Consider the following 23,990-nt stretch of genomic DNA (forward strand, 5'->3'; position numbering starts at 1 on the left):
GGTTCGCGGTGCCAGCGCCCGTGCGCATCCACCCGACGCCAATGGACCGAGGCTTGCTCATGCTTCATCCGGTCCAACACATGGCCTGCTGTAACCAGGGCTAGCCGCGCAGAACTGCCCTGACCGTCTGCCTCTGGCAAACGCACCAGCCAGCCGGTACCAATCGTCGTAACGCCGTCTTCCTGACGCTGGTCCAGTTTAAATGTGGCCCGCATCAAGGCCATATTCAGATCCATGTCAGGGGTCCTTTTCTGGAGCATTACGAAGCGGCCGCTTGGCCCACACTCAAGCTAAAGGCTTGTAGGGGTTTTGGAAATAGGGACAAAACGGCCACGCGCTGCGTAAAGTCTTCTGCTCAAGAATTTTTTCAAACATGACGCAGGCGTCAGGGGGTGACAAAAGCCTCAAAATGTGGCCCCATGTCGTCAACGAGTATCGCACAAATGGTCTCGACATTGGGAGAACTTCTATGGCCGACGGCAACTTCAATCCTGCAGATTTCAAGTCTGTTCAAGAACATCACGCCAAGCGGGCTTGGTCTATTCCGCTTGAAGAGATTGATGTCGCCATGCCGGAGCTTTGGACCCATGATTGCCATTGGTCCTATTTCGAGCGTCTGCGTAAAGAAGACCCGATCCACTGGTGTGACAGCCAAGAAGAAAAAGTCGGCGGCTATTGGTCTGTGACCCGCTATAAGGACATTATGGCGGTGGACACCAACCACCACCAGTTCTCTTCCGATGCTTTCTTGGGTGGGATTACGATCGTCGGCTTTGATGAAGACTTCATCTTGCCCATGTTCATCGCCATGGACCCACCTAAGCATGACGCCCAGCGCAAAGTGGTTCAGCCCATCGTCGGGCCAGACAATTTAGCGAAAATGGAAAGCACGATCCGCGAGCGGGTCAATCTAATTTTCGACGAATTGCCAATCGATCAAGAGTTTGACTGGGTTGATAAAGTCTCGGTCGAACTGACCACGCAAATGCTGGCGACCTTGTTTGACTTCCCGTGGGAAGACCGCCGCAAGCTCACCCGCTGGTCAGATGTGGCCACGGCGCAGCCCATTCCAGGGGGCATCATTGAAACCGAAGACCAGCGCCGCGCAGAACTCTTTGAATGCTTGGCCTATTTCACCAATTTGTGGAACGAGCGGGTCAATAATAGCGGTGGCAATGACCTCATCTCCATGCTCGCCCATGGCGAAGCCACCCGCAACATGGAGCCGTTGGAATATCTCGGCAATCTGATCCTGTTGATTGTCGGCGGCAATGACACCACGCGCAATTCCTTGACCGGCGGGCTTTATGCCTTGTCCAAAAATCCTGAAGAATTCAAGAAGCTACGCGCCGATCCTTCGGTCATTCCAAACATGGTGTCGGAGATCATTCGCTGGCAGACCCCGCTGGCTCACATGCGCCGCACAGCCCTAGAAGACGTCGAATTGGGCGGCAAGCTGATCAAAAAAGGCGACAAGGTCGTGATGTGGTATGTCTCGGGCAACCGGGATGACGAGATGATTGAGCGGCCAAATGATTTCTGGATCGACCGCCCCCGCGCGCGCAACCACTTGTCCTTTGGCTTTGGTATCCATCGCTGCGTCGGCAATCGCTTGGCAGAAATGCAATTGCGGATTGTCTGGGAAGAAGCCTTGAAGCGCTTTTCTGACATTCAGGTCGTCTCAGAACCAACCCGCATTCGCTCAGCCTTTGTGAAGGGCTATGAGTCGATGCGTGTGATCTTGCGGAAATAAAAGAACATCAGATGGTGACGGGATACAGATCCTCCCGTCACCGCCTAATCCTGCAACCGCCCGACCCGCCACGGCGGGTTGAGCTTATTGTCGCCCGCATAAAGCAACAGGATTTCATGGCCGTCTGGGTCGTGGAGAATCGCATCGCGCCATAGCCAGCTGCGGTCTTGTGGCGGTTCGGACAGGATCAGGCGCCGGCTCTGCAATAAAGCAGCATAAGCGTCCAACGCCTCAGGTGATGCAAACTCAAAGCCCACATGACAAGATTGGCCAATGGGGCCCGGACTGTGAGAGATCGACAGGGTTTGGCTGCCCTGCCCGTCTAGATTGGCGCGGAACCGGCAATAATGGGCGGCATCGACAATCAGCTCTAAACCAAGGCCCTCATAAAAGGCCTTGGACCTTGGAATATCGCTTACAAGCAGGGTGATATGGGATAGGAACATATTTATTCAGTAGCATGCTGGTCTAAAGCTGCCACCCACTGTTGAGTTCTTTTCATCTTTCCCCTATAGCCCCGCCTTCATGAAATCTCATGCGCCGCCTGCATCATGTAGGCGGCGCAGTTTTTACACACCAACGAACGGAGACCGGGGATGACCGGCATCGTGATCAATGTTGAAGTGCGGGAACGCACTGGTACCGGTGGCGCTCGCCAGACCCGCCGTGAAGGCCTCGTGCCCGGCATCCTTTATGGCGGCGGCAAAGACCCTGTGGCTATCGCAGCTTCTGGCAAGGAATTGCTGAAGGCGATCCGCTCTGGCAAATTCTTGGCCCACATGGTTGACCTGCACCACAGCGGCGAAAGCCAGCCTGTGATCCCACGCGACGTGCAATGGGACCCCATCACCGACTTGCCTGTACACTTTGACCTGTACCGGGTTGATGAAGCGTCGGTGATCTCGGTTGAGGTACCTGTGCACTTCCTGAACCAAGACACCTGCCCCGGCATCAAAAAGGGCGGCACGCTGAATGTGGTTCGTCACACCGTGGCTCTGGATGTGCCTGCTGGCAAAATCCCAGAAGAATTGGTCATCGACTTGGCTGGCCGCGATATCGGCGATGTGATCCATATCTCGGCAGTTCGCATGCCAGACGGCGCACGTCCAACCATCCGTGACCGCGACTTTACCGTTGCGACCCTAATTGGTCGCGGTGGCAAGCAAGACGACGCAACCGAAGAAGCGTAAGCCTCTTTGGATGCACGCGATAAAAGCCCCGGCTTCGTCCGGGGCTTTTTTGTTTTGATCATGGGGTGATCAGATGTTTCTTTTGGTTGGGCTAGGCAATCCCGGTGCCAAATATGCCAAGAACCGGCACAATATCGGCTTCATGGCCGTGGATGAGATTGCGCGCCAGTATAATTTCGGGGCCGAACGCAGCCGCCTGCAGGGCCTTGCCCGCGAGGGCGTGATCGAGACCGAGACAGGCCCGCAGAAAATCATTCTGGTAAAGCCCCAGACTTTCATGAATGAAAGCGGTCGTTGTGTGGGTGGGTTTATGACCTTCCACAAAATCCCGTTGGCCAAAGTCTTTGTCTATTATGACGAGGTAGAGCTGACGCCCGGTCGCTGCCGGGTCAAAGTGGGCGGCGGCACGGCGGGCCATAATGGCTTGCGCTCCATCGTCGCCCAATCCGGCGCAGGCTTTAAGCGCGTGCGACTTGGCGTTGGCCATCCCGGGCGAGAAAAAATGTTAAGCCATGTGCTGGATGACTTCTCCAGCGCGGAAATGGGCTGGGTCGATACTTTGTGCGACGCGGTCGCTCGAACAACACCGCTGCTCTTGGAAGATAAGCACGACGCCTTTCAAACCAAAGTTTCCACGCTCGCCCCGCCCCCGCCCGTACCGGCTTGGTTGCGCGGTGGTTCGGGTGATCAAAGCTAGGCAAGAGCTTTTGCACAGATAAGACATCTTGCTAGATAAAACTTAGGTTGTATGAGTTTTAGGTCCTATCAGTAAGGATAGAGAGCGCGATGCCGATTTTAGTCCTTTCCCTTATCATTCAGATCGCTTTGATCATGCATGTCATCCGAACTGGGCGACCCAATGGGTGGATATTCCTAATTCTTTTTGCGCCGGGAATTGGCTCAGCCATCTATGTCTTGATGGAGATCTTACCCAGTACAGGCATTTTTCCATCTTTTCGCAAAGCCGAGCAAAAGGTGATTAAAGCCTTGGACCCGACTCGGGAATTGCGGGCTGCTCAAGAAGCTTTTGACTTAACTCCAACCGTCGGCAATCGCCTTCGCTTAGCCGATGCTAGCGTCGAGATGGGGGATTTTGCCAATGCTGAGAGGCTCTATAAGGACTGCTTAGAAGGACAATTTGTTGACGACCCCACCGTCCTTCTCGGACATGCGCGCACATTGGTCGAACTTGGTCGCAACCAAGAAGCGCTTAATCGCATCAACCAATTGCGTGTTTTAGGCCGCGAGGGTCCCGCTGAGGCCCTCGTCTTCGCGCGTGCTGCTGAAGCTTTAGGGCAAGATGAGGATGCAGAGGAGGCCTACGGCTTTGCCGCACCGCGCATCCCGACGCTGGAGGCCCATGCTCGCTATATCCGCTTTCTGCGTCACGTCGGCAAAGACGTGGACGCCACGCGCGAACTGCAAGAGTTCGACGTGCGCCTATCTCGCGTTCCCCGCCATTTCCAGTCAGATGCTCGCAGGTGGCGGACGTTCGGGGTTGCATAAGCCCTGCCATTGATGGATGCTTTTAAGCGGCAAACTGTCTAAGACACGGCACGCTTTTCTCGCGCGGTCATTCAGCGCGCCATCATTGATAAGAAAGACCTCCATCATGGGATTCAAATGTGGCATCGTGGGCCTGCCCAATGTTGGCAAGTCCACCCTGTTTAATGCTCTCACCAAAACGGCAGCCGCGCAGGCCGCCAATTATCCATTCTGTACGATTGAGCCCAATGTAGGCGAAGTGGCTGTGCCAGAGCCGCGCTTAAACGCGCTGGCCGCCATCGCTACCTCGAAGGAAATCATTCCTGCGCGGATGAATTTCGTCGATATCGCAGGTCTGGTGCGCGGTGCATCCAAGGGCGAAGGCTTGGGCAATCAGTTTCTTGCCAATATCCGCGAGTGCGATGCCATTACCTATGTCACGCGCTGCTTTGTCGATGATGATATCACCCATGTCGAAGGCCGCATTGACCCCCTCGCCGATCTGGAGACAGTGGAAACTGAGTTGATGTTGGCGGATTTGGAGAGCCTTGAAAAGCGCATTCCCAATCTCGAGAAAAAGGCCAAGCAAAGCGATAAAGACGCGAAGCTGACGCTGGAATTGTGCATCGAAGCCAAGAAGCTGCTCGATGAAGGCAAGCCAGCCCGCTTGTTTGTGCCGGCCAAGGAAGACCAAAAAGCCTATGATATGTTGCAGTTGTTGACGGCCAAGCCCGTTCTCTATGTCTGTAACGTGGATGAAGGCTCCGCTGCGACTGGGAACGAATATTCGGCCAAGGTAGAGGCCTATGCCCAAGCGCATAAAGCCACCGCCGTGGTGATCTGTGCGCAGATGGAAGCAGAGCTTGCGGCGCTAAATGATGATGAAGCTGCCGAATATCTGGAAGCAGCAGGCCTTGATGAGCCCGGCCTGAATAAGTTGATCCGTTCCGGCTATAGCCTCTTGGGCCTGCAAACCTACTTCACCGTCGGCCCAAAAGAGGCACGCGCTTGGACCATTCATTGCGGCTGGACAGCACCAAAGTCAGCCGGGGTAATCCATGGCGACTTTGAAAAGGGCTTTATCCGCGCCGAAACCATCGCCTATGAGGATTACGTCGCTTTCAAAGGTGAAAGCGGCGCGAAAGAAGCGGGCAAGATGCGCCTGGAAGGCAAGGAATACATCGTGAAAGACGGCGATGTTATGCATTTCCGCTTCACGTCCTAAACGCCGGCTTCAGCGGGCGCGATCTGCTGCAATAGCCGCCACCAAAACATCACGCCAGACGGCATAGCCTGCCTCAGAAGGGTGGAGGCCGTCATAGAATAGGGCTTTATTCTGAGCCCCCTCGGGTGTGACGAAGCGCGGATAGAGGTCCACAAAGGTGATGTAGGCCTTTTGTGGATCCTCTTCGGCAAAGGCTTTGAGTTCTCGGTTGACAGGGATCACAATATCCTTGGTGCGCGCCACTTCTTGGGTTGGCATGAGGGATTGCAAAATGATCCGCGCTTTGGGTTGGCGCGCATGGACGGAAGCCACCAAGGCCTTGACCCCAGCGACAATGCTCGCGTCCGCGGGGGTTTCACTGGCCCATGAATTATTGATCCCCGCGAGCACGATCACATAGTCCGGGTTAAAGCTGGGATGATCCAATTGGCCGAGCCCGCCTTGGTCTTTGCGCTGGATGCGATAGAGCATATGCTCAATCCGGTCGCCGGAAATGCCGAGATTGATCGCCTTCAAGGCGGGGTCGCTTCCTGCAAATGTCGCATCCCAAACGCTGCGACCATTCTTTACACCCGGAAACCACAAATTCTCGCCCATCAGGAAAAAGTCGGTGATGGAATCGCCCAAGAACACAAGGCGATACTGCGACAGGCCTTGGTTGTCGGCCAATTGCGCTTCCATAGAGGCCAAACGGCTCTGCCAATATTCGACGCGAGCTTCAGGTTTGGTAGACTTAAACTGCGCTTGGGCTAAGTGCGGGGAAGCCAGCAAGAGCACGGGCAGACACATCAGCCCCAAAAGGCGAAGTAGGCCGGACGTGCGGCTAAAGCGCAGAATGTCTGTCAAGATTGTTTCCTCTTGATCGGGTTTAGCCCCGATAAACATTGCCTTCGCCACCGACTAGATTGGAGAGCAATTGTAGCTCTACCTCACGACGGCGGTAATCCACAACCAACGTCTCCACCTGGCTTAAGATGTCCATGCCCACCAACATAGCAGGCGTGGTCTCAAGACCCCACAGCTTGAACACCGGCGCGTCTGCAGCCACGACCGTAAGCCGTCGAATGATCAGGCCAATCAGATCAACTTGAGGCAAGTTCGCCCAGACCCCGTTCAGTTGTTGATTCGTGACGCCAAGAATAACGGGTGCCTCTTCAGTCCTAGGTCGGCGCTGTGCTCGCGCATTGAGGGCTGCCAGCATCGGCATATTGATGATCGTCGTATCCCCGCCCGTGTCGAGAATACATTTAGAACGAACGCTGCCGACTCGGCCATCGGCTTCAATCAAAAGGCCATGGCGCAGTTTAACGCCGACTGAGATCGGCAATCTGCGCGGACGCCTTGAGTTTGCGGGTTCAAGGTCCACGGTCTTGCGGCTGAAATTGAACCGCACCCGACGGTTGGCAAACATGTCCATGCCGAGGATGCCGTCGAGCTTGTCCAAAGCCGGTGCATCAATAATCGCCACCGACAGATTGTTTGACACGCTGCGTCCAGTCTCAATCTGTTGAACACGGGCAAACCGAGCTTGGCTGCTTCCCGTCACCCCATGCACCGTTCGCATCGGCAATTCAGGAAGTTCCAAGGCCTTCGCCACGCGAGGGCTTAGCACCGACGTGTTGGAGCCGGTATCGACCACAAATTTGAAGGGACCTTGGCCGTTCACCTTCACCTCTGCCGTCGGGCGACCATAGAGATCAATCCAAGTCTGCAAGGTTACGATCGGGGTCTGCCCGGTCACGGTTACGGTTTCGGACGGGGCCTGTGGGGCCTTTTGTGCAAAAACAGGGCTTGCCAGGCTAAATCCAACAAGACCAGAGACCACTTCGCGACGCTTCAGTTCCATGCCTTACCCCTTTGGTTCGCCATAGACGACAAGGATCGGATCATGGACCAGTTTTCCAAAAAGGGAAGGCTGATAATCCTGCGCGCTGACGTCTCCCTAGGTCATCGCCCGCCTGCCGAAGCCACCTGTCGCAGGCAGACCCTGACTTTTGCGCAACGCTTCAGTTGGTGCTGGTCCAGCCTCGATCCGCAAGAGCAACACGGGCTTGGGATTTAGGTGACCGCGATCGCGCAGGCGCAACCGCACAAAATCATGATCAGGGACATAAAGCGGCATATCATCGAACACAGGCGGCCCATGCAAAATCAGAAAGTCCGTCACGGCCTGGACGCGCTTTTCGATCTCCGCCGGCGGCAGAATGGAGGCGACTGTTTCCAACTCGCGACCCAAAAACGGTGCGAGGCCCTTTGAACCAAGGATCAGACTTGGCCTTCCCTGCGGGCTAAGCGGCCCCTCACAGCGGTGCCAAGTCAGCCAATGCCCCACTTTGATCTCTGGAATGGTCAGCCGCAGGGCCGCGCGTTGAAAGGCCTGCGGCTCGATACTGACTTGCCCTGTTTTCCAAATGATTTCTTCAACCGGGACAATGGAAATCAGAGCTGTCGCCACCATGCTTACAGCAGCAGCAGCAGCCAGCGCTTCGGCAGGGTGGTTTACATCTTGCTCTGACTGCACAACGACATGGGAATAAGGCTTGGGGTGATTTGCCCGCAACCCGAACCACGCAGGACAAACCATGTCGAGGGCTTCGCTTGTGCCAAGATTGGGCGGGCCGGGATAGAGATGCACAGAGATAACGTTTGGACCAATTGCTAGAAAGCATGGCCCCCCTTCTCCACCTTCCGCAAAGCCGCCAGCCCGCACAACCCGTAACTTGGACGTCAGTGATGGGAACAAGCCACTTACCCCTGCCAAGATTTGGTCATGGGCAAAGTCAACATTGTGCGTCAGGGGTAGTAAGGCGACAAAGCGTTCACGCATCTCGATGGCTCCCACGTACCAAAAGAGCCCAAGTGCTCTTCCGAAGTGGGTTGGATGATGACTTAAGCCCCGGTCGTCATCCCAACCAATTGGGAGTATGGCGGCGACGGCTTACAAAGGTCCTAAAGGCCGAGGTAAAATGCTATGCAAAATACCGAAATTAAGCGATACTGAGCTTATGCCAAAGCCTCTCGCAAACTTGTAATATCGGCCAGCTTTTGATGGAAACCAGACCAGTCGTCATTTTCTGCGATCTTGGTCCACAATGCCTCAACTTCCGCAATCACCAGACTGACGGGTTCTGCGGCTTGGAAATAGGCATGCTGTAGTCGATCTGGGCGCTCTGGCTGGAAACGGTCGAGCCACTTAAACCACGCCATGAAATCTTCACCTTGATAGAAGGTGGCACGCGGGCCTGCTTGAGCGCGCGCTTTACTTGCAAGGCCCCCGAACCAATCATGAAAGAACCCGTCCCATGAGATGCCGGATCGGGCCATGAACGCAAACATGGCATCCAGCATGGTTCGATTGTCTTCCGCCTCCGCGGCAAACTGTAGGCCAAGCCGGCGCAGCAGCGCGGCCTGTTGGGCGTGCGCAAAAGCGGGCGGATAAGCCCGCACAGCCTCGGTCAGGCCGTCTAGATCCCCAATCGGGGTCAAAGCGCCCGCTAATTGCTTGAGGTTCCACAAGCCCGCTTCGGGTTGCCTGCCATAGGCATAAAGTCCAGTTTGATCGAAATAAGCGGCGGTGAAATTGCCGTCTGCAACCGGCAAGAACCGCCAAGGGCCATAGTCAAAGCTCTCGCCCGTCACGTTCATGTTGTCGGTATTTAAGACCCCATGCACAAAGCCTGCGGCCATCCAGCCTGCGACCATGTCCGCCGTTGCCAATGCCACTTCGCGTACCAAGCCTGCAGCCCGCTCGGGGCCTTCTAGCTCTTGCAAATGTGGATAATAGACCGCCACACAATGATCGACCAAGGCGGTCAGTCGCTCGGGCGCTTCTAGAAAGGCATGGCGCTGAAACGTACCAAAGCGGACATGGCTATGTTGCAGCCTTACCAAAACCGCAGAGCGCGTTGGCGAAGGCTCGTCTGAGCGGATTAGATGCTCGCCAGTTTCAATCAGGCTCAAGGCTTTGGACGTATTGACGCCCTGCGCCTCTAACATTTGGGCGGCCAACACTTCACGCACGCCGCCCTTCAAGGTTAGGCGACCGTCGCCTTGGCGCGACCAAGGCGTTTGGCCAGAGCCCTTGGTGCCAAGGTCGAGCAAGCGCCCAGCTTGATCGCGCAACTGACCAAACAGAAACCCACGGCCATCGCCCAATTGCGGATTATAGGTGCGGAATTGATGGCCATGATAGCGCATGGCCAAGGGCGGTTGCGCCATATCTGGTAAGGTCTCAAAGCGGCCGAAATGGGCAACCCATTCCTCATCGCTTAACGTCTCTAGGCCGACAGTTTCGGCAGCGCGCTGATCACGCCAGACGAGCCGTTGCATCGGAAACTCCGCCGCCGCAACAGGATCGGAAAACTCTGGGCCTAAGCCTGCAAATCGTGGATCGGGCTGATAGGTGATAGAGACTGGCATCAGCTTTGAGGCCCCGCAACACCAGCCTCAGCAAATGTCGCCATACCTGCATGGCAGGCAACGGCTGACTTGATGATTTGGACCGCAAGGGCGCCGCCCGTCCCCTCACCCAAGCGCATGCCAAGGTCCAAGATGGGCTGCTTGCCCAAGCGGGCCAAAAGCGCGCGGTGGCCGGGCTCTGCCGAGACATGGCCCGCAATACAATGATCCAGTGCCTCGGGGTTCATCCGGTGAAGAATTGCTGCTGCAGCAGCAACCATAAAACCGTCCAGCACGACAGGGACGCGCTGTAAGCGCGCTGCCAGAATGGCGCCAGCGATGGCGGCAAATTCACGCCCGCCGATGCGCGCAAGCACTTTCAACGGGTCATCGCGATCAGCACCCAAGCGCGCCACAGCAGCTTCGACTGCCTCACGCTTTGCCGCCAAGGCTTGGCCTTCAACACCAGTCCCGGGGCCAGTCCAGTCGCCAGCTTCACCGCCATACAAGGCCAAGGCCAAAGCAGCCGCAACCGTCGTATTGCCAATACCAACCTCACCCAGGACCAATAAGTCGGTCCCCTCGGCCAGCACTTCCATGCCATAGGCCATCGTGGCCACACATTCCTGCTCTGTTAGGGCATCGGCTTCAACAATATCAGGGGTCGGTCTTCCCACGGCCAAGTCATAGACTTTAAGGCCTGCGCCAGCCTGCTGAGCTAATACGGAAACAGCTGCGCCACCAGCAGCCATGGCATCAATCATCTGCCGCGTGACTTCTTGTGGATAGGCAGACACCCCCCGTGCGGCGACACCATGATCGCCAGCAAAGACAGCGATAATCGGCCTTAACACCTGTGGCGGACTCTTGCCAGTCCAAGCTGACAGCCAATTACTGATGTCTTCTAAGCGCCCCAAGGCACCTGGCGGCTTAACCAATTGGCTTTCGCGCCAAGCGGTGAGGGCACTCGCCTCCTCATCTGGATTAGGTAGTTCCCGCACTAAGGCGCGAATATCGTCAAAGGGCTGTTTGGGTGGCGCACTAGCATCATGGGGCATGAGGCTGATCTAGCGTGCAACCAGTTGGCAATAAAGGCCAAGGCGGTGGTGAAAAGACAGCATGGGTGGTGTTACCCTCAGTGCGACTTCGGCGCCACAGTGCAAAAGCTTCACTCAGACATTAAGCATTATCATCTCGAATTTTCAAACTGTTCCTCTACAAGAACGAAAAGTTGTTCCAACAAAATAAGACAAAGTTGAGTCGCGCCATGCGCATTATTGATGACGCCAGAATTTGCTTGATATTCTTTACGCGCTTGCCGGTGACTTGGCCGGAAGACTTGCCAAGAGAGCGTATTACCCGGGCCTTTCAGGCCGCGCCAGTGGCTGGCCTCGTGACCGGTATCATCGGTGCACTGACATATGGGCTAGCCATGTGGTTGTTTAACGGCAGTGTCCATGTCGCGGCGACTTTGGCTGTGGCATCCCAAGTCGTCACCACCGGTGCGTTCCATGAAGATGGCTTTGCAGATTTCTTTGATGGGGTCGGTGGCGGCAAGACCGTCACGGAACGCCTCGCCATTATGCGCGATTCCCGCATCGGCACCTTTGGCGGTGTGGCGCTTCTTCTGGCGATCATTCTCAAAATCTTTCTGGTGGCAGAGATTGCTCAAGCTTGGCAGGCAGGCCTGTGCCTCATCATCAGCGGGACTTTGGCACGCACCGCATTGGTCCATGTCATGACGCTGTTGAAGCCAGCCACCGATGACGGGATTTCCGCCTCTGCCGGACAACCGACTGCAACCGAAGCAACGACGGCGACCATTATCGGGGCCGTGATCAGCGGCGTCTGTGTGATCCTCGCCTTTCAATTGAGCTTTGTTGGCCCCGCTGTTGGTGCCGTCATCGGCACCGTCTTGGGGGCTGGCGCGATCGCCTTGACTGCGCGCAAGCATTTGGGCGGCCAGACAGGGGACGCCTTGGGTGCCAGTGCCATCGCAGCAGAGCTTGGGGCCTTGGCAGGGATCGTGGCGCTGATCCCAGGTTTTGGGGCCTAGAGTGGCCGAACCCATCGCAACGCCTTGTATCAAAGTCTGCTGCGTAGAGCCTCAGTCTGGCCTCTGCTTGGGCTGTTACCGTACTTTGCCAGAGATTGCGCAATGGATGCGCTTTACGCCGGAACAGCGCGCGACGATCACCGCAGAATTGCCGAACCGCCGCGACAGGCTGGACCCGATATATCAGAATCAGCCGCGCTAATCCTAGTTTGGCGCGCAACTTTGATCCGTCAGGATCAAAACGCGCTTTATATCCTACATCCGCTCCGGCGCTTCGATCCCGAGAAGGTCGAGCGCGATCAGCAATTGGGTCAAAGTGGCCTTGGCCAAGGTTAGGCGCGACGCGCGCACCTCAGCATCTGCCGCATTCATGATGGGACAGGCGGCATAATAGGCCGAAAACGCCCCAGCCAAGCTATAGGCATGGTCGGCCAGAATATGGGGCGCGCGCTTGTCATAAGCCCCGCGCAGCGCATGCTCAAACCCATCAAGGACCAAAATCAAATCCCGCTCTGCGTTTTCAAGGTTCACCACAGGACCTGCAGCAAAGCCCGCTTCATCGGCTTTGCGCAAAATTGATTTGATGCGGACGGCGGCATAAAGCAGATAGGGACCTGTCTTGCCCTCAAAGCTCAAAAACCGATCCAGGTCAAAAATATAAGACGTGCCGCGGAAGTTTTGCAGATCAGCAAACTTCAGCGCTGCAATGCCAACCTTATGCGCGATGTCGGCGCGCTCGTCCTGCGGCCAATCTTGGCCAACGCCTGCCTCATCAATCTTAGCTTGGGCTTTTTCCTGCACTTGGGTGATAAGGTCATGCAGCTTTAAAACGCCGCCTTCGCGGGTCTTGAAGGGCTTGCCGTCTAGGCCATTCATGGTGCCAAAGCCGATGTGATCAAGGGCCTCGCGTGGCAGATAGCCCGCCTTGTCGGCAGCACGAAACACGGTTTCGAAGTGATCGGCTTGGCGTTGATCGACGCAATAGATAATCAAGTCCGTGTTGAAGCGCTTTACCCGGTCCACAATGGTTGCAAGATCGGTGGTACCATACATGGCCGAGCCTTCAGACGATACAACGAGCAAAGGCGCAACATTCGGCCCCTCGCTGCCATCCTTCTTAGGCACCATTTTGTCGTGCACAAACACGACGCGTGCACCTTGATCGTCTTGCAAAAGGCCTTTTTGTTCCAAATCCGTTATCATGTCCGGGATCAGCGGGTCTGCATCGCTTTCACCCAGCCACAGATCAAAGGTGACGCCAAGGGCGGCAAATTCGCGCTCTAGCGCCCCGCGCGAGACAGACACAAAGTGCTGCCACAGCGCCCGGTAGCCGGGTCTGCCGGCCTGCAGCTCCGCCGTGGCTTTGCGGGCCCGGTCGCGGGCCTCCACATCGGTTTTGGCTAAGGCAGCAGCGGCTGGATAGATGCGCTCTAGATCGGCCAATTGCACCGGGCTGGCGTTTGGATAAGGCCCCGTAAAATCGGCATCGAAATAAGGAAGGTCGGGCAGTTCTTGCGCCAAGCTGGCAATCAGCAGGCCCATCTGAAAGCCCCAGTCGCCAAAATGGGCATCGCCCCAAACATGATCTCCGCGGAAGCGATAAAGACGCTTGATGCTGTCGCCAATGATAGTCGCCCGCAAATGGCCGACATGCATGGACTTAGCGACATTTGGCCCAGCATAATCCACGATGACCCGGCGCGGCACCTCAACCACTTGCCCCCCAACGCGGGCATCTTGTGCGATTGCTTCGGCTTGGCGGATCAATGCGGCATCCGACAAAGTAATGTTCAAGAACCCAGGCCCTGCCACTTCCACGCGCGCAATGTCTGGATCTTTCGCCAGCCTTCCTGCGACGGCAGTTGCGACCTCACGCGGGTTCTTGCCGACTTGTTTAGCCCCGGCCATCGCGCCATTGCATTGAAAATGGCCGAACTCAGCCTTTTGGGCTCGCACAACCGCACCCAGATCCGGGCTTAGGCCCAGATCAGCAAAGGCATCCCCCAACTTGTGGGCTAATTGAAGCGCAAAATGGGTCATGGACATAAGCCTTTAGCGCGGGACGCCAGCATCCACGCGGAAGCGCTTGCCATTGCGGTTGAAGTCCAACTGCTCAGGCGTCAATTCAAAGCCGACCAGCACTTCAAAGTTCGCCCCAGCAATGTCTTTCGTGGCGCGGGGGATTTCGATGCTGATGGGCAAGGATTTCAACGCAACCCGGTCAGTCCCGGCTGGAATAGCCACGCGTTGGGTATAGACTTGCCGGCTGATGACGGCGATGTCTTTGCGGGTCACAGTCACCCAATAATTGGTATCGCGATAAGCACCCTTTGCCTTAGGGCCTTTGCCAAACGCCATATCCAACTGCATGTTGATGGTAATTGGATCGTCGCCAACATAGCGGCAATCGGAATTTACGTTCAAGATCTCACCCGTGTAGCCAACATTCTCAAACCGCTCTGGCCCATCCAGTTCGACAAATCGCTGTGCGTCATAAAGGACGCGCACGGCTGGGCACGGCCCAACGTTTGCAACGCTTGAATCACTGCCGAGTGCTTTCGCGACACCGGAGAAGAAGCCGCGCTTACGGGGTGGACCAACCGGGGCCTCCAAGGTTTCGGCATCGCCGGCCTTCGCCTCGACCGCAGGCTTTGGCGCGTCCGCAGCTGGCGCATCGGCTTCTGATACTGGCGGCGGGGCCTTATTGCGACCGTCGCGATTGCCCATGAAAGGCAGCGACGAACAAGCGGCAAAAAGGATGGACGAAGTGATCACAAAGGCAATAGCTTGGGGGCGCATGTTGCATTCCACAGAAGAAGCGAAGCAGACCATCTTGGCACTGCCGCAATTATAGACCATGTCTTTAGAGGTCAGTCTTGCTTCAAGCAACGCAATGCGGCGCCAACAAGGCAATGCCACCGGAGAAATCATGTCGGAAGTTACAGCCCCTACCCCTCCTTTGACGATTTTACTCGCTGCACCGCGCGGCTTTTGCGCCGGCGTGGACCGCGCCATCCAGATTGTTGAGCGCGCGATTGAGAAATGGGGCGCCCCTGTTTATGTCCGCCACGAGATCGTCCATAACGTCCATGTCGTGGAAAGACTGAAGCGTTTAGGCGCTGTTTTTGTTGACGAATTAGACGAATGCCCAACCGACCGCCCTGTGGTATTCTCCGCCCACGGTGTGCCCAAATCGGTGCCGGAAGAGGCCTCACGCCGCAACATGATCTTTGTCGATGCCACCTGCCCGCTGGTCTCCAAGGTCCATGTAGAAGCGCAACGGCATTTTGATGCGGAGCGTGAAATTGTTCTGATCGGCCATGCAGGCCATCCCGAAGTCATTGGCACCATGGGCCAATTGCCTGAAGGCTCGGTGACCTTGATCCAAGACGTGTCGGAAATCGCCGATTTTCAGCCAAAAGACGCCAAAAAGCTGGCTTTTGTTACCCAAACCACGCTGTCCGTCGACGATACAGCTGAGATTGTCGGCGCGCTTCAGGCCAAATTCCCCGAAATCTCGCCGCCCCACAAAGAAGACATCTGCTACGCCACGACGAATCGCCAGGAAGCGGTCAAAGCACTTGGCAGCAAAGCTGACCTCCTCTTGGTCATTGGCTCAAAAACCTCGTCCAATTCCATTCGGTTGGTCGAAGTGGGCTTACGCGCCGGGGCCAAGGCCGCTTATCTGATTGATGATGCGCATGGCATCGATTGGTCTTGGTTTGACGGCATCTCCACCTTGGGCCTTACCGCCGGCGCCAGCGCGCCTGAGGATTTGGTTGAAGCCGTCATCGCTGCCTGTCAGGCCCGCTTTGCCGTCACCCTGCAAGATGTGGAGGTGACGCGCGAAGACGTCATCTTCAAACTTCCCCGCGTTGTGGCGACCGCACAAGATTAAGTTCGGCCAAAATTCTGCTACACCCCCCTCCCCAAATCGCCCCTCGCCCGCTAAGCATGGGGCGTGCGGTCCCGTAGCTCAGCAGGATAGAGCAATCGTTTCCTAAACGATGGGTCGGGGGTTCAAGTCCCTTCGGGACCGCCAGTTTTCTGCAACCTATTTCTGAGTTGCGCGCCTTTAAAGACCAATCACGCTGAACTCCGGCCCACCGTTCCAAGCGAGCATCCAAGATGCGCCTGGTCTCACATTCTGCACGGCACTTGGATCAAAGGCGACGAAGCAGCGCCCGTTTTTGCGCCGAACGGATGGATAAACAAGGCCTCGATGGCCAGCGCGCCTAAGATCTGCTGCCAAAGCTTGGCCCGCTGGATAGCCCCGCTCTGGATCGGCATCCAGCGCAGGGTTGGTCGTATCGGCGCTGAGATCTGGAAAGTCGCCGATGAAGTCCGCCAGCAATTCGATATATTGCACCTTTAGCTCGAACCGGTTGATAAATCCAAGTTCGCGCGTGCGATGAAAGCCGACCTCCGCGACCGAGGTCAAGGCATCCCAAGCGCAATACCAAGCGCCCCGCTCGCCACCGTTAAATCGATTGCCGCCCGCACGTGTATAGGTGAAAGCCGCGTTCACATGGCTTTGACCATAGAGCTTCAAATCCTGCGAGCGCCGGGCAAATGCCAATTCGCGACGATCAAGTGCGGGACTACCCTCCCGCTCCGCAATCAATCTTGCGCTCGTTTCCCCCTCAAGTTCGGCAAGAATTGCCGCCTCTTCATCCGTGTCGACCAAACCTCGTAGGATCGGCGGTTTGTGATGCGCCGCAGGAATCAGGCGAACGAGAGCCCGGTCGTTGACAGAAGTTATCTTCAAAGCCCTCCCCTCAGGGCGTCGACATAGGCACGGACCCGAAGGATTTTTGGTAGTCCACCGCTAATCATGGAATCAATTGGACGGACACCGTCAAACTCCGGCCCTCGATTGGGGAGTTTGACCCAGTCCCGAGAGAGCGCTTCGTCAAAGTAAATCTCAAGCGACTTATAAAGTCCGACAAGTGCGCTGAGCCTGAGCATCTGATCTCGAGACAATTCACCCGCATAGCTGGGAGACTTGGCGCGCTTCCACGTCGACTCCGACATGTCCGCTAGCGCGGCCGCTTCGCTCAATGTCAGAGACCAAGCTTGCGCAATGCGTGCGTAAGCCTTCAGCGCGACTGCTTGAACATCAGCAGATTGGCGTGTTTTAACCAGAGTGGACATCTCAAGGGCTCCAAAACATAGACACCATTAGGCCATATGGCCTAAAATGCAAGCTCAAAAGAACCATATCGCGGCCGTTTTGGTCTTGTTATCATGAAAGACCAAAGCCAAATGCCCAGCACACCCGCACCCAAGGATCACGAGAGCTTCTTCTTTACGGCGTCGCCGGAAGCAAGACTGCGACTTGAAGCCATTCAGGCAGTCGTTGAGCAGAAGGTGCCAAGCGCACAGCGCTGCATCAGCTATGGGATGCCAGCATTTCGATTGGGCAAGGTTTTCTTCTATTTCGCCGGCTTCAAGAAGCACATCGGCATCTATCCGCCCCTCAAGGAACCTGCCGCTTTGGTCGAAGAACTTGCCTCTTATCGAGGGCCAAAGGGCAATTTGAGCTTTCCGCACAGCCAGCCTCTACCCCTTGAGCTTATCGGCCGGGTCGCTGAAGCGCTCGCCAAACACTATGGTCGGACAGGTTGAGAAATCTGACGCTGCGCCGCTTTTTTGTTTCGGCGCAGCGCTTTAGTTGGTTAGCTTAAGAGTGCATATGCTGCGGCAGAGCCTCAACCTGTGCCTTTGTCCAGGTCGTTGTCGCATGAACATGGCCATGCTCGTCCCGCATGAAATCCAATTGATTGATCTTCAGTGAGACGGGCTTAGTTCCCAAGCCCAAGAAGCCACCGACATCGACGATGACGTCGCCGGTCATGCCCATGCCATGCACATGAGACACTTTACCGATTTTGGCGTCGTCAGCGCCATAGACAGTCGCATCATCGAGGGTAGCGGCGTTGAGTTCGCTTTCGGTGAGGCGAATGTGTTTGCTATGGTCCATACCAGAAGTTCCTTGCATTGATTGGTGAGCAGGCTAGCTCACATCAACAACGCTTGGGCGGGGTTGCTGTTCCCTAGCGCACGCGGTTCAGCCCGCGTTGACAGGTTGGGAGCGTTCACTAAGCTGTGATCGCTCAAGGAGGCCAAAAATGGCTCTATTTCCACCCAGTACAAATCACGATTATCGCGGTGCGAAGATTTCGGCTTGGTTTTTGATGTTTGTAGCGGTGACGGAATTTATTCCGGGCCTCATCCACTATTTCCTGCCAGATGGCGGGGCCGGAGTTATCGGAGGGGTAGATCTTTCAGTTCGCGGCGAGACCATCATTGCGGTCTTTGCGTGGTTTGGTGCGATCCAGATTCCGTTTGCACTACTCTTGTTTGTGATCGGGCTGCGCTATCGCACTTTGGTACCCTTAGGCCTTCTGGCAGTCATTACCATGCGGGCTTTAGCGGCCATTGACGGCTGGTTCCTGAAGGGCTCGTACTCGGGTCACCACCCGCCGGAGCATTATGCCGGCCCGCTAACGGTGGTGTTAGGGCTGGTCTTCTTGTTTCTGGCAGTGCGGGAGCAGCCAGTGCAGGCGGCGGGGTGAGCATTGTCACGATGATGTGAGAAGCCGCCAGCGCGGCCTAAAGGAAGACGCTAAGCCAAGCGCATGTGCTAAGTTCACTCGTGGGTAGTTTATTTGCCCACGCAATTCTGTTCCGAGTTGGCTTTTGTTATGACCCCTTCCCAGCGCGCCTACGCGCCACATGCGCTGCTTCTGTGCTCCCTCGTGCTAGCCGCCTGCGCCACAAAACCGCCGACACAGACGGGCTTTCTCTCCAATCAAGCCGGAATGGAGACAGTGTCTGGAACGGTGCGGGCGCAGATTGAGCGCCAGCGTGATCTGGGCGCGTTGCAGACGGTACAGAAGCTAGCGCTCCTACCGGCAAAGCTGCAGGAAGGCGGCGATATCCCAGACACGATCACGCCTACGTCGCGTAGCTTGGTGCTGGGCGAACTAGATCGCCAACTTTGCTTTAAACTGTCGCGCCGCTTTGAGTTGGTCGGCCCCGAAGATCCTGCGGCCGCGCAGGTGCAGGCAATCATCACACGCTTACAAGAAACGAACGCGACAGCTTCAGCGGCCTCAGCAGCCGTTAGCAAGCTTCTACCAGGTGGCTCGGTGCGCTTGCCGGTCGGTCGAGGCGGCCTCAGCATCGAGGCACGGCTTGATACAGCTGATGGGCGTCAAGCCGCCGCCATGGCATGGTCGCGCGGGGCTGGCGTCGTGATGGATAACGGGTCACTCTCACAAGTGGGTGACGCCCATCGCTTTACCTCTAACTTTGCCGAGGATTTCGCTGAGTTTCTGGTTGAACCTGGAACAGCGAAACGCGACATACCCGCGAGCGACCCCTGTCAGAAGTATGGTGAACGGCTGGATTTAGGCAGAATGGCCGCCGGGCGGGTAATCGGCTTGCACGTGCCACGCCCAAGTAATCCAGAAGCGCAAGACAACTAAAGATCCAACTATGGAGACAATTTTTCTCGATTTTCTCTCAAAACAGGCGCAAATTCGGCTGCAAAGCTAACTGAAAATAAAGCTCCAATGTTTAAGCTCTTGCCAGTTGGGGAGAGTAACGACGTGCACCAGTCCTATCTTGAGCTCATAAACCGGTTGCGCGACGATCTTCTAAGCCGTGTGCTGGCGGCAATCGGGTTCACGGGTCTATTGCTGTGGGGCATTGATGGCGTCGCCGCGATTATCTGGTTCGCAGCCTTTGCCCTTAATGAAGGGCTAGAGCTTTTTATTGGCATGAAATCGAGCAAGGACCCCGTAAAAGGGGCGCTTAACCGCAAGCTTTTTTGCGCCAATATGGTGTTTGGCTCAAGCATTTGGGTCGCTGGCGCGCTCGCCCTCGTCAAGACTGGCGAGATCGGCCCATTGATCATTGGCTTAGCCATCTTGGTCGGGGCCCTAACGCATGTGATTTCCACCAGCCTGACCTATCCCCCTGCTTTCTTGTCGGCAGCCCTGCCGCTTGTGATGGGGATCATCTCGGTACCGGCGATCATGATCGTCAGTCATGCTTATCCCGACAGTGCAGTATTCCAAGCCAGTATCGCGATGATTTTCCTGCTGACCTATAATTTGAGCGCGGCGTATCAAAGCTGGCAGCGCGAGACGAAACTCGCCAAAACGCTTGAACAAGTCAGTCTTGCAGGTGATGCCAAGTCGCAATTCCTAGCGACCATGAGCCACGAAATCCGCACACCGCTGAATGGCATCGTTGGTCTGGCAGAAGTGTTGAACAACACAAAGCTGAACCCTTCCCAGCAAGAAATGATCAATCTGGTGCGGACTTCGGGGGAAACCTTGGAACGCTTGGTGTCCGATGTTCTCGATAGCGCCAAGATCGAAGCCGATAAGCTGGAACTCTCCGTCGCGCCTTTTGACTTACGTGAGACCATTGAGACCGCCGCTCACACCTTCCGGACCCGCGCCGAAGAAAAAGGTGTGCAGTTCAATTTGACCATCCACCCAGACGCCGAAGGCCGCTTTGTGGGCGACGCGGTTCGAATTCGGCAGATCATCTCGAATCTGACGTCTAATGCCGTCAAATTCACGGAAAAAGGCCGGGTCGATGTTCAAGTCGACGCCCTCGAGATTGATGGGGAAAGCGTCGAGCTGCGCATTCAGGTGTCTGACACCGGCATTGGCTTTGACCCAAAGGCGAGCCAGCATTTGTTTAACCGCTTTGAGCAAGCCGACAACAGCATCAGCCGCCGCTTTGGTGGCACGGGCCTCGGCCTCTCCATTTGCAAAAGCCTATGCGAATTGATGGACGGTAGCATTTCTGCCACCTCGCAATTGGGCTCTGGCAGCCGTTTTGAAGTGCGGATTCAGCTGAAATATGCAGACGCGCTGCGGACTGGCTCACGCTTACCCGCAGTCTTGATGAATGATGACACGTCTGCCTTAAGCGAGGCCGCGGTTGGGCCCACAGGGCTGCGCGTGCTGGTGGCTGAAGACAATCCGATCAACCAAAAAGTCATCACCTTCATGCTGGAACCGATGGGCATGAGGCCAGTCATTGCCGCCAATGGCCGAGAGGCGCTGGCCTTCTTCAAGATCGACAGTTTTGATCTGGTCTTGATGGATATGATGATGCCTGAAATGGATGGCCTAGCCGCCACCCAAGCCATCCGTGCGTGGGAAAAGGAGAATAACCTACCCCGCACGCCCATCGCCATGCTCAGCGCCAACGCCATGAGTGAGCATGTGAAGGCAGCCCTTGCATCGGGCTGCGATGTCCATATCGCCAAGCCTGTAACACCCGCATCGCTTGTCACCGGCATGACCGAAGCCTTGTTCATGGAACATGACGAAAATGGCGAGCCAGATGCGGACCTTGAGAGCCGCTTGATCGGCTAAACGCGCTCTAATAGGTTAGCGGCGGGTCGTGATAGACTGATAGGCTCTTGAGATTGGGGGCCAGTTTCGGTTCGCAGAAGCCTAGGTCGGCGAAGACTTCGTCGCGCAAAGCCTGAATCTCGGTTAGGGTTGCAGTTCTTCCGCCGCTTTGTTGGACGTCAGCCCTCCAACGCACATCTTCGAAAAACTCTGGCCCTAGAATTTTTTTTTTGTTTGCGTCGAACACTTCAACCAAAAAGCCGTAAGCACTTTCGTTTCCCGACGACTGATTTTGGATTTGAAAGTTTACTGAGCCATTGGCTGGCAAATCAATTTGGATTTTGATTTCACGATCCGTGAATGCGTTAAAGGTTAGAACTTCTTCAGGGCCAAACCAATTTAGTTTCCATCGACCAGCACCGCCAGCATGAAAATGCACCTCCAATCGAGATGGACCGACATGCAAAGTTGAGCGCACATCGTGCACATGATTTGGCAACCTTGGACGAACATCAATGCCCAAGCTCGAGCCTGACAAATCCCATTCAGGTGGCGTTCTCAAGCCCAAAAACCACTCATGCCAAACCCGTATGTGTTCAGCATTGGACCATGCTTGCAAGAATGTGCCCGTCCGCCGCGTCCAGTTTGCCCCGTCAATTGGCAAGGCATCTGCGCACTCAGCTAAACTACCCACTGCGCCTTCGTGCAGAGCTTGACGATTCATGTTCTCAAACAAAGCCCAAGCTGGCTCGATCTGATTTTGTTCAATCATGCGTTGAATGGCAATGCCGTTAAGCCAAGGCCATACGGTACCATTATGGTAGGCGGCATCCTTGTGATAAAAATGCCAATGTTCATGATAAGGATGAAAATCTGGGTCAGATTGCGCCAAAGTTGCAACGCCCCAAGGATATACCAAGCCTTCCCAAAGACTGCGAAGTTGGCGTAAGTGTGCTTCCACCTGCTCAGGAAAGGGTACTGTCCCATTACGAAAGGGATTGAGCGCAAAAAATACATTAGGGCGCAGTTTCAAGTCTTGGGTGCCATCGCTGCGAAGATGGTCAACTAAGTATTTCGAAGTCGGTTCCTCAAACTTATAAATGCCCTCTTGCAGCTCTACCGCCGCACCGCTGAGCGTCGATTGGAACTCAAATAAGGCGCGCAGACCTGAATCGTTCCTGAATTCGTCTCGTGTGATCCGCTTACGTCCGGTAGTCGCAACTTTCCCAAGCAGGTCTAAGGCCGCATCAAACGCCTCTAACCAAAGCGCCTGAATATCAATCGCCCGATTACCGCGTGGCGAAAAAGCCCGCGCACCCTTTTCCTTGGCGTCCATCCATGTATCGGCATCATCGTGCGTGATTAGGCCATGCTCATCCACATTATTGGCTAGCACTCCTTGAACCGCACGCTTAACAGTCGGCCACAACTCCTTGGCTAGAGCGCTGTTTCCTGACCGCTGAACGAGATCAGCCAACGTAATGATAAACCGCGGCGTGCCGTCGGCGGTATTATATTGCACGCCATCGGGCCGCGCTCGGTTGGGAATGCGGCCATAGGTTTTGGACTTGGGGTCCATGTCCTGCAGGGCAGCAAAACTGCGGAACACATCCGCGGCCACGTCATATTGGCCGGTGACAAACAAGGTTCCAGTGATGGAGATAAAGGTATCTCGCCCCCAATAATCGTTGAACCACGGCAGGCCCGCATAAATGCCGGTGCCCATCTGCTTCATCACCAATTGATCGGCCGTCAGGCGCATCCACAACAGCGCCTTGGTGCGGTCAGGGTCGCCAGCGTCTAGGGCTCTAGGGCCTGAAACAAGAGCCTCCATCCGGGCCATCCGTGCGCGGGTCAGGCTTTGATGATTGCGGCGCAACTGGCTCAAGAGGCGGCGCACTTCGGCCTTGGTTGCGCCGAGGAGGATGAAAAAGCCTTTCCCACCGCCTTCAATGGGGGCGAGCAAGAGCCAAGACTCAGGTGCTTCCTTCGGGCGATGCCAAACGCCTTCTGCCCCAACCTCCCCCATGCCAAGCAAATCACCGGTAAACTCAAATCCGATCCGGCCCGACAGGGCGGTCTCAACCTCCACCATCAGCGCCGTAAGCCCGTCAAACATCCGCAGTGTTTCTTTGACCGCGCCATAATCGCGGGCGATCGCATGCGGGCTGACCACCGCTTTCGCCCTAGCGCGCAGAAGCGGCTTGCCATCCAAAGTCAGACGATAATCTTGGAAAATCCGCTTGGTCGCGACGTTCCAGCCAAAGAACCAATCGTCGGGCTTATCTTGATGCGTGCGGCCATAAAAATAGGCTGAGGCCTTGTCGGTAAAGCTAAATTGCCGGTTCTCTTCTGGCGTCACCGCCATGGCGAGACTGTCGAGGACGGGGAAGGCTTGGGGGGACTTTGCGCGCGCTTTGGCGCCATTGGGCAGAACACTCAGCGCACCGGTTGTAGCAGCAGCCACCAGCAAAGAACGTCTGCGCATGAATAATCC

General features: G+C 55.9%; 24 protein-coding genes, 1 tRNA gene and 1 pseudogene. 13 read left to right on the top strand and 13 right to left on the bottom strand.

Features of this window, described 5'->3' with window-relative positions:
- Nucleotides 1-236: pseudogene (locus ACIQ20_RS09955) on the bottom strand (serine protease); the annotation flags it as partial.
- 233 nt (nucleotides 237-469) lie between these two features.
- Here ACIQ20_RS09955 and ACIQ20_RS09960 point away from each other — a divergent pair.
- Nucleotides 470-1,753: a cytochrome P450 gene (locus ACIQ20_RS09960; protein ID WP_395779931.1), complete on the top strand. Its 1,284-nt coding sequence runs from the start codon at nucleotides 470-472 to the stop codon at nucleotides 1,751-1,753.
- Nucleotides 1,754-1,797: 44 nt separating this feature from the next.
- Here ACIQ20_RS09960 and ACIQ20_RS09965 read toward each other — a convergent pair whose 3' ends face one another.
- Nucleotides 1,798-2,199, bottom strand: a complete 402-nt coding sequence (locus ACIQ20_RS09965) for a VOC family protein (RefSeq protein ID WP_395779871.1) — start codon at nucleotides 2,197-2,199, stop codon at nucleotides 1,798-1,800.
- Between the two features lie 150 nt (nucleotides 2,200-2,349).
- Here ACIQ20_RS09965 and ACIQ20_RS09970 point away from each other — a divergent pair, with 150 nt between their 5' ends.
- The 4 genes from ACIQ20_RS09970 to ychF all read left to right on the top strand — a co-directional run bounded on the left by ACIQ20_RS09970 (nucleotide 2,350) and on the right by ychF (nucleotide 5,653).
- Entirely contained in the window at nucleotides 2,350-2,943 is a 594-nt protein-coding gene (locus ACIQ20_RS09970; protein WP_395779873.1) for a 50S ribosomal protein L25/general stress protein Ctc, read from the top strand.
- A gap of 73 nt (nucleotides 2,944-3,016) precedes the next feature.
- Nucleotides 3,017-3,640 (top strand): aminoacyl-tRNA hydrolase, encoded by a 624-nt coding sequence (pth, locus tag ACIQ20_RS09975; protein WP_395779875.1) that lies wholly within the window; start codon nucleotides 3,017-3,019, stop codon nucleotides 3,638-3,640.
- 89 nt (nucleotides 3,641-3,729) lie between these two features.
- A complete protein-coding gene (locus ACIQ20_RS09980; protein ID WP_395779877.1) occupies nucleotides 3,730-4,449 on the top strand; it encodes a hypothetical protein in 720 nt (239 codons plus the stop codon).
- Nucleotides 4,450-4,555: 106 nt separating this feature from the next.
- Nucleotides 4,556-5,653, top strand: a complete 1,098-nt coding sequence (gene ychF / locus ACIQ20_RS09985; RefSeq protein WP_395779879.1) for a redox-regulated ATPase YchF — start codon at nucleotides 4,556-4,558, stop codon at nucleotides 5,651-5,653.
- A 9-nt stretch (nucleotides 5,654-5,662) separates the two neighbouring features.
- Here ychF and ACIQ20_RS09990 read toward each other — a convergent pair whose 3' ends face one another.
- The 5 genes from ACIQ20_RS09990 to cobT form a co-directional block, all read right to left on the bottom strand.
- Nucleotides 5,663-6,499, bottom strand: coding sequence for a GDSL-type esterase/lipase family protein (locus ACIQ20_RS09990; RefSeq protein WP_395779881.1), 837 nt, complete (start codon nucleotides 6,497-6,499; stop codon nucleotides 5,663-5,665).
- 22 nt (nucleotides 6,500-6,521) lie between these two features.
- The gene (locus tag ACIQ20_RS09995; protein ID WP_395779883.1) at nucleotides 6,522-7,499 is read right to left on the bottom strand and encodes an aspartyl protease family protein; all 978 of its coding nucleotides are present in this window, start codon (nucleotides 7,497-7,499) and stop codon (nucleotides 6,522-6,524) included.
- A 96-nt stretch (nucleotides 7,500-7,595) separates the two neighbouring features.
- Entirely contained in the window at nucleotides 7,596-8,480 is an 885-nt protein-coding gene (locus tag ACIQ20_RS10000; protein ID WP_395779885.1) for a hypothetical protein, read from the bottom strand.
- 176 nt (nucleotides 8,481-8,656) lie between these two features.
- A complete protein-coding gene (locus tag ACIQ20_RS10005) occupies nucleotides 8,657-10,072 on the bottom strand; it encodes a protein adenylyltransferase SelO (RefSeq protein WP_395779887.1) in 1,416 nt (471 codons plus the stop codon).
- The gene (gene cobT, locus ACIQ20_RS10010; protein WP_395779889.1) at nucleotides 10,072-11,109 is read right to left on the bottom strand and encodes a nicotinate-nucleotide--dimethylbenzimidazole phosphoribosyltransferase; all 1,038 of its coding nucleotides are present in this window, start codon (nucleotides 11,107-11,109) and stop codon (nucleotides 10,072-10,074) included. The genes ACIQ20_RS10005 and cobT overlap by 1 nt, the downstream gene beginning before the upstream one ends.
- A 209-nt stretch (nucleotides 11,110-11,318) precedes the next feature.
- Here cobT and cobS point away from each other — a divergent pair, with 209 nt between their 5' ends.
- On the top strand, nucleotides 11,319-12,107 hold the full coding sequence (gene cobS / locus ACIQ20_RS10015; protein WP_395779891.1) for an adenosylcobinamide-GDP ribazoletransferase: 789 nt from the start codon (nucleotides 11,319-11,321) through the stop codon (nucleotides 12,105-12,107).
- Nucleotide 12,108: 1 nt separating this feature from the next.
- Nucleotides 12,109-12,309 carry a DUF1289 domain-containing protein gene (locus ACIQ20_RS10020; protein ID WP_395779893.1) on the top strand — a complete coding sequence of 67 codons (201 nt, stop codon included), beginning with the start codon at nucleotides 12,109-12,111 and terminating at the stop codon, nucleotides 12,307-12,309.
- Between the two features lie 53 nt (nucleotides 12,310-12,362).
- Here ACIQ20_RS10020 and argS read toward each other — a convergent pair whose 3' ends face one another.
- Together argS and ACIQ20_RS10030 are read right to left on the bottom strand one after the other, a co-directional pair.
- On the bottom strand, nucleotides 12,363-14,147 hold the full coding sequence (argS, locus tag ACIQ20_RS10025) for an arginine--tRNA ligase (protein WP_395779895.1): 1,785 nt from the start codon (nucleotides 14,145-14,147) through the stop codon (nucleotides 12,363-12,365).
- Between the two features lie 12 nt (nucleotides 14,148-14,159).
- Nucleotides 14,160-14,906 (bottom strand): Tat pathway signal sequence domain protein, encoded by a 747-nt coding sequence (locus ACIQ20_RS10030; protein ID WP_395779897.1) that lies wholly within the window; start codon nucleotides 14,904-14,906, stop codon nucleotides 14,160-14,162.
- Between the two features lie 130 nt (nucleotides 14,907-15,036).
- Between ACIQ20_RS10030 and ispH the strand changes: the two genes are divergently transcribed.
- A complete protein-coding gene (gene ispH / locus ACIQ20_RS10035) occupies nucleotides 15,037-16,005 on the top strand; it encodes a 4-hydroxy-3-methylbut-2-enyl diphosphate reductase (protein ID WP_395779899.1) in 969 nt (322 codons plus the stop codon).
- 67 nt (nucleotides 16,006-16,072) lie between these two features.
- A tRNA-Arg gene (locus ACIQ20_RS10040) sits at nucleotides 16,073-16,149 on the top strand.
- A gap of 33 nt (nucleotides 16,150-16,182) precedes the next feature.
- On the opposite strand, the gene ACIQ20_RS10045 is transcribed toward ACIQ20_RS10040, so the two are convergent.
- Nucleotides 16,183-16,875 carry an RES family NAD+ phosphorylase gene (locus ACIQ20_RS10045; protein ID WP_395779901.1) on the bottom strand — a complete coding sequence of 231 codons (693 nt, stop codon included), beginning with the start codon at nucleotides 16,873-16,875 and terminating at the stop codon, nucleotides 16,183-16,185.
- The gene (locus ACIQ20_RS10050) at nucleotides 16,872-17,261 is read right to left on the bottom strand and encodes an antitoxin Xre-like helix-turn-helix domain-containing protein (protein WP_395779903.1); all 390 of its coding nucleotides are present in this window, start codon (nucleotides 17,259-17,261) and stop codon (nucleotides 16,872-16,874) included. The genes ACIQ20_RS10045 and ACIQ20_RS10050 overlap by 4 nt, the downstream gene beginning before the upstream one ends.
- Before the next feature lie 93 nt (nucleotides 17,262-17,354).
- Between ACIQ20_RS10050 and ACIQ20_RS10055 the strand changes: the two genes are divergently transcribed.
- On the top strand, nucleotides 17,355-17,735 hold the full coding sequence (locus ACIQ20_RS10055; RefSeq protein WP_395779905.1) for an iron chaperone: 381 nt from the start codon (nucleotides 17,355-17,357) through the stop codon (nucleotides 17,733-17,735).
- A gap of 55 nt (nucleotides 17,736-17,790) precedes the next feature.
- Here ACIQ20_RS10055 and ACIQ20_RS10060 read toward each other — a convergent pair whose 3' ends face one another.
- On the bottom strand, nucleotides 17,791-18,090 hold the full coding sequence (locus ACIQ20_RS10060; RefSeq protein ID WP_290808114.1) for a PRC-barrel domain-containing protein: 300 nt from the start codon (nucleotides 18,088-18,090) through the stop codon (nucleotides 17,791-17,793).
- A gap of 148 nt (nucleotides 18,091-18,238) precedes the next feature.
- On the opposite strand from ACIQ20_RS10060, the gene ACIQ20_RS10065 reads away from it, so the two are divergent.
- The 3 genes from ACIQ20_RS10065 (at nucleotide 18,239) to ACIQ20_RS10075 (ending at nucleotide 21,514) form a co-directional block, all read left to right on the top strand.
- The gene (locus tag ACIQ20_RS10065) at nucleotides 18,239-18,685 is read left to right on the top strand and encodes a hypothetical protein (protein WP_395779907.1); all 447 of its coding nucleotides are present in this window, start codon (nucleotides 18,239-18,241) and stop codon (nucleotides 18,683-18,685) included.
- Nucleotides 18,686-18,814: 129 nt separating this feature from the next.
- Nucleotides 18,815-19,600: a DUF3313 family protein gene (locus ACIQ20_RS10070; protein WP_395779909.1), complete on the top strand. Its 786-nt coding sequence runs from the start codon at nucleotides 18,815-18,817 to the stop codon at nucleotides 19,598-19,600.
- Nucleotides 19,601-19,687: 87 nt separating this feature from the next.
- Nucleotides 19,688-21,514, top strand: coding sequence for an ATP-binding protein (locus ACIQ20_RS10075; RefSeq protein ID WP_395779911.1), 1,827 nt, complete (start codon nucleotides 19,688-19,690; stop codon nucleotides 21,512-21,514).
- A 7-nt stretch (nucleotides 21,515-21,521) separates the two neighbouring features.
- On the opposite strand, the gene ACIQ20_RS10080 is transcribed toward ACIQ20_RS10075, so the two are convergent.
- Nucleotides 21,522-23,981, bottom strand: a complete 2,460-nt coding sequence (locus tag ACIQ20_RS10080) for an amylo-alpha-1,6-glucosidase (protein WP_395779913.1) — start codon at nucleotides 23,979-23,981, stop codon at nucleotides 21,522-21,524.
- Nucleotides 23,982-23,990 lie beyond the last annotated feature (9 nt).

It is taken from the genome of Aquidulcibacter sp. (assembly GCF_044346625.1).
Taxonomy (GTDB): Bacteria; Pseudomonadota; Alphaproteobacteria; order Caulobacterales; family Aquidulcibacteraceae; genus Aquidulcibacter.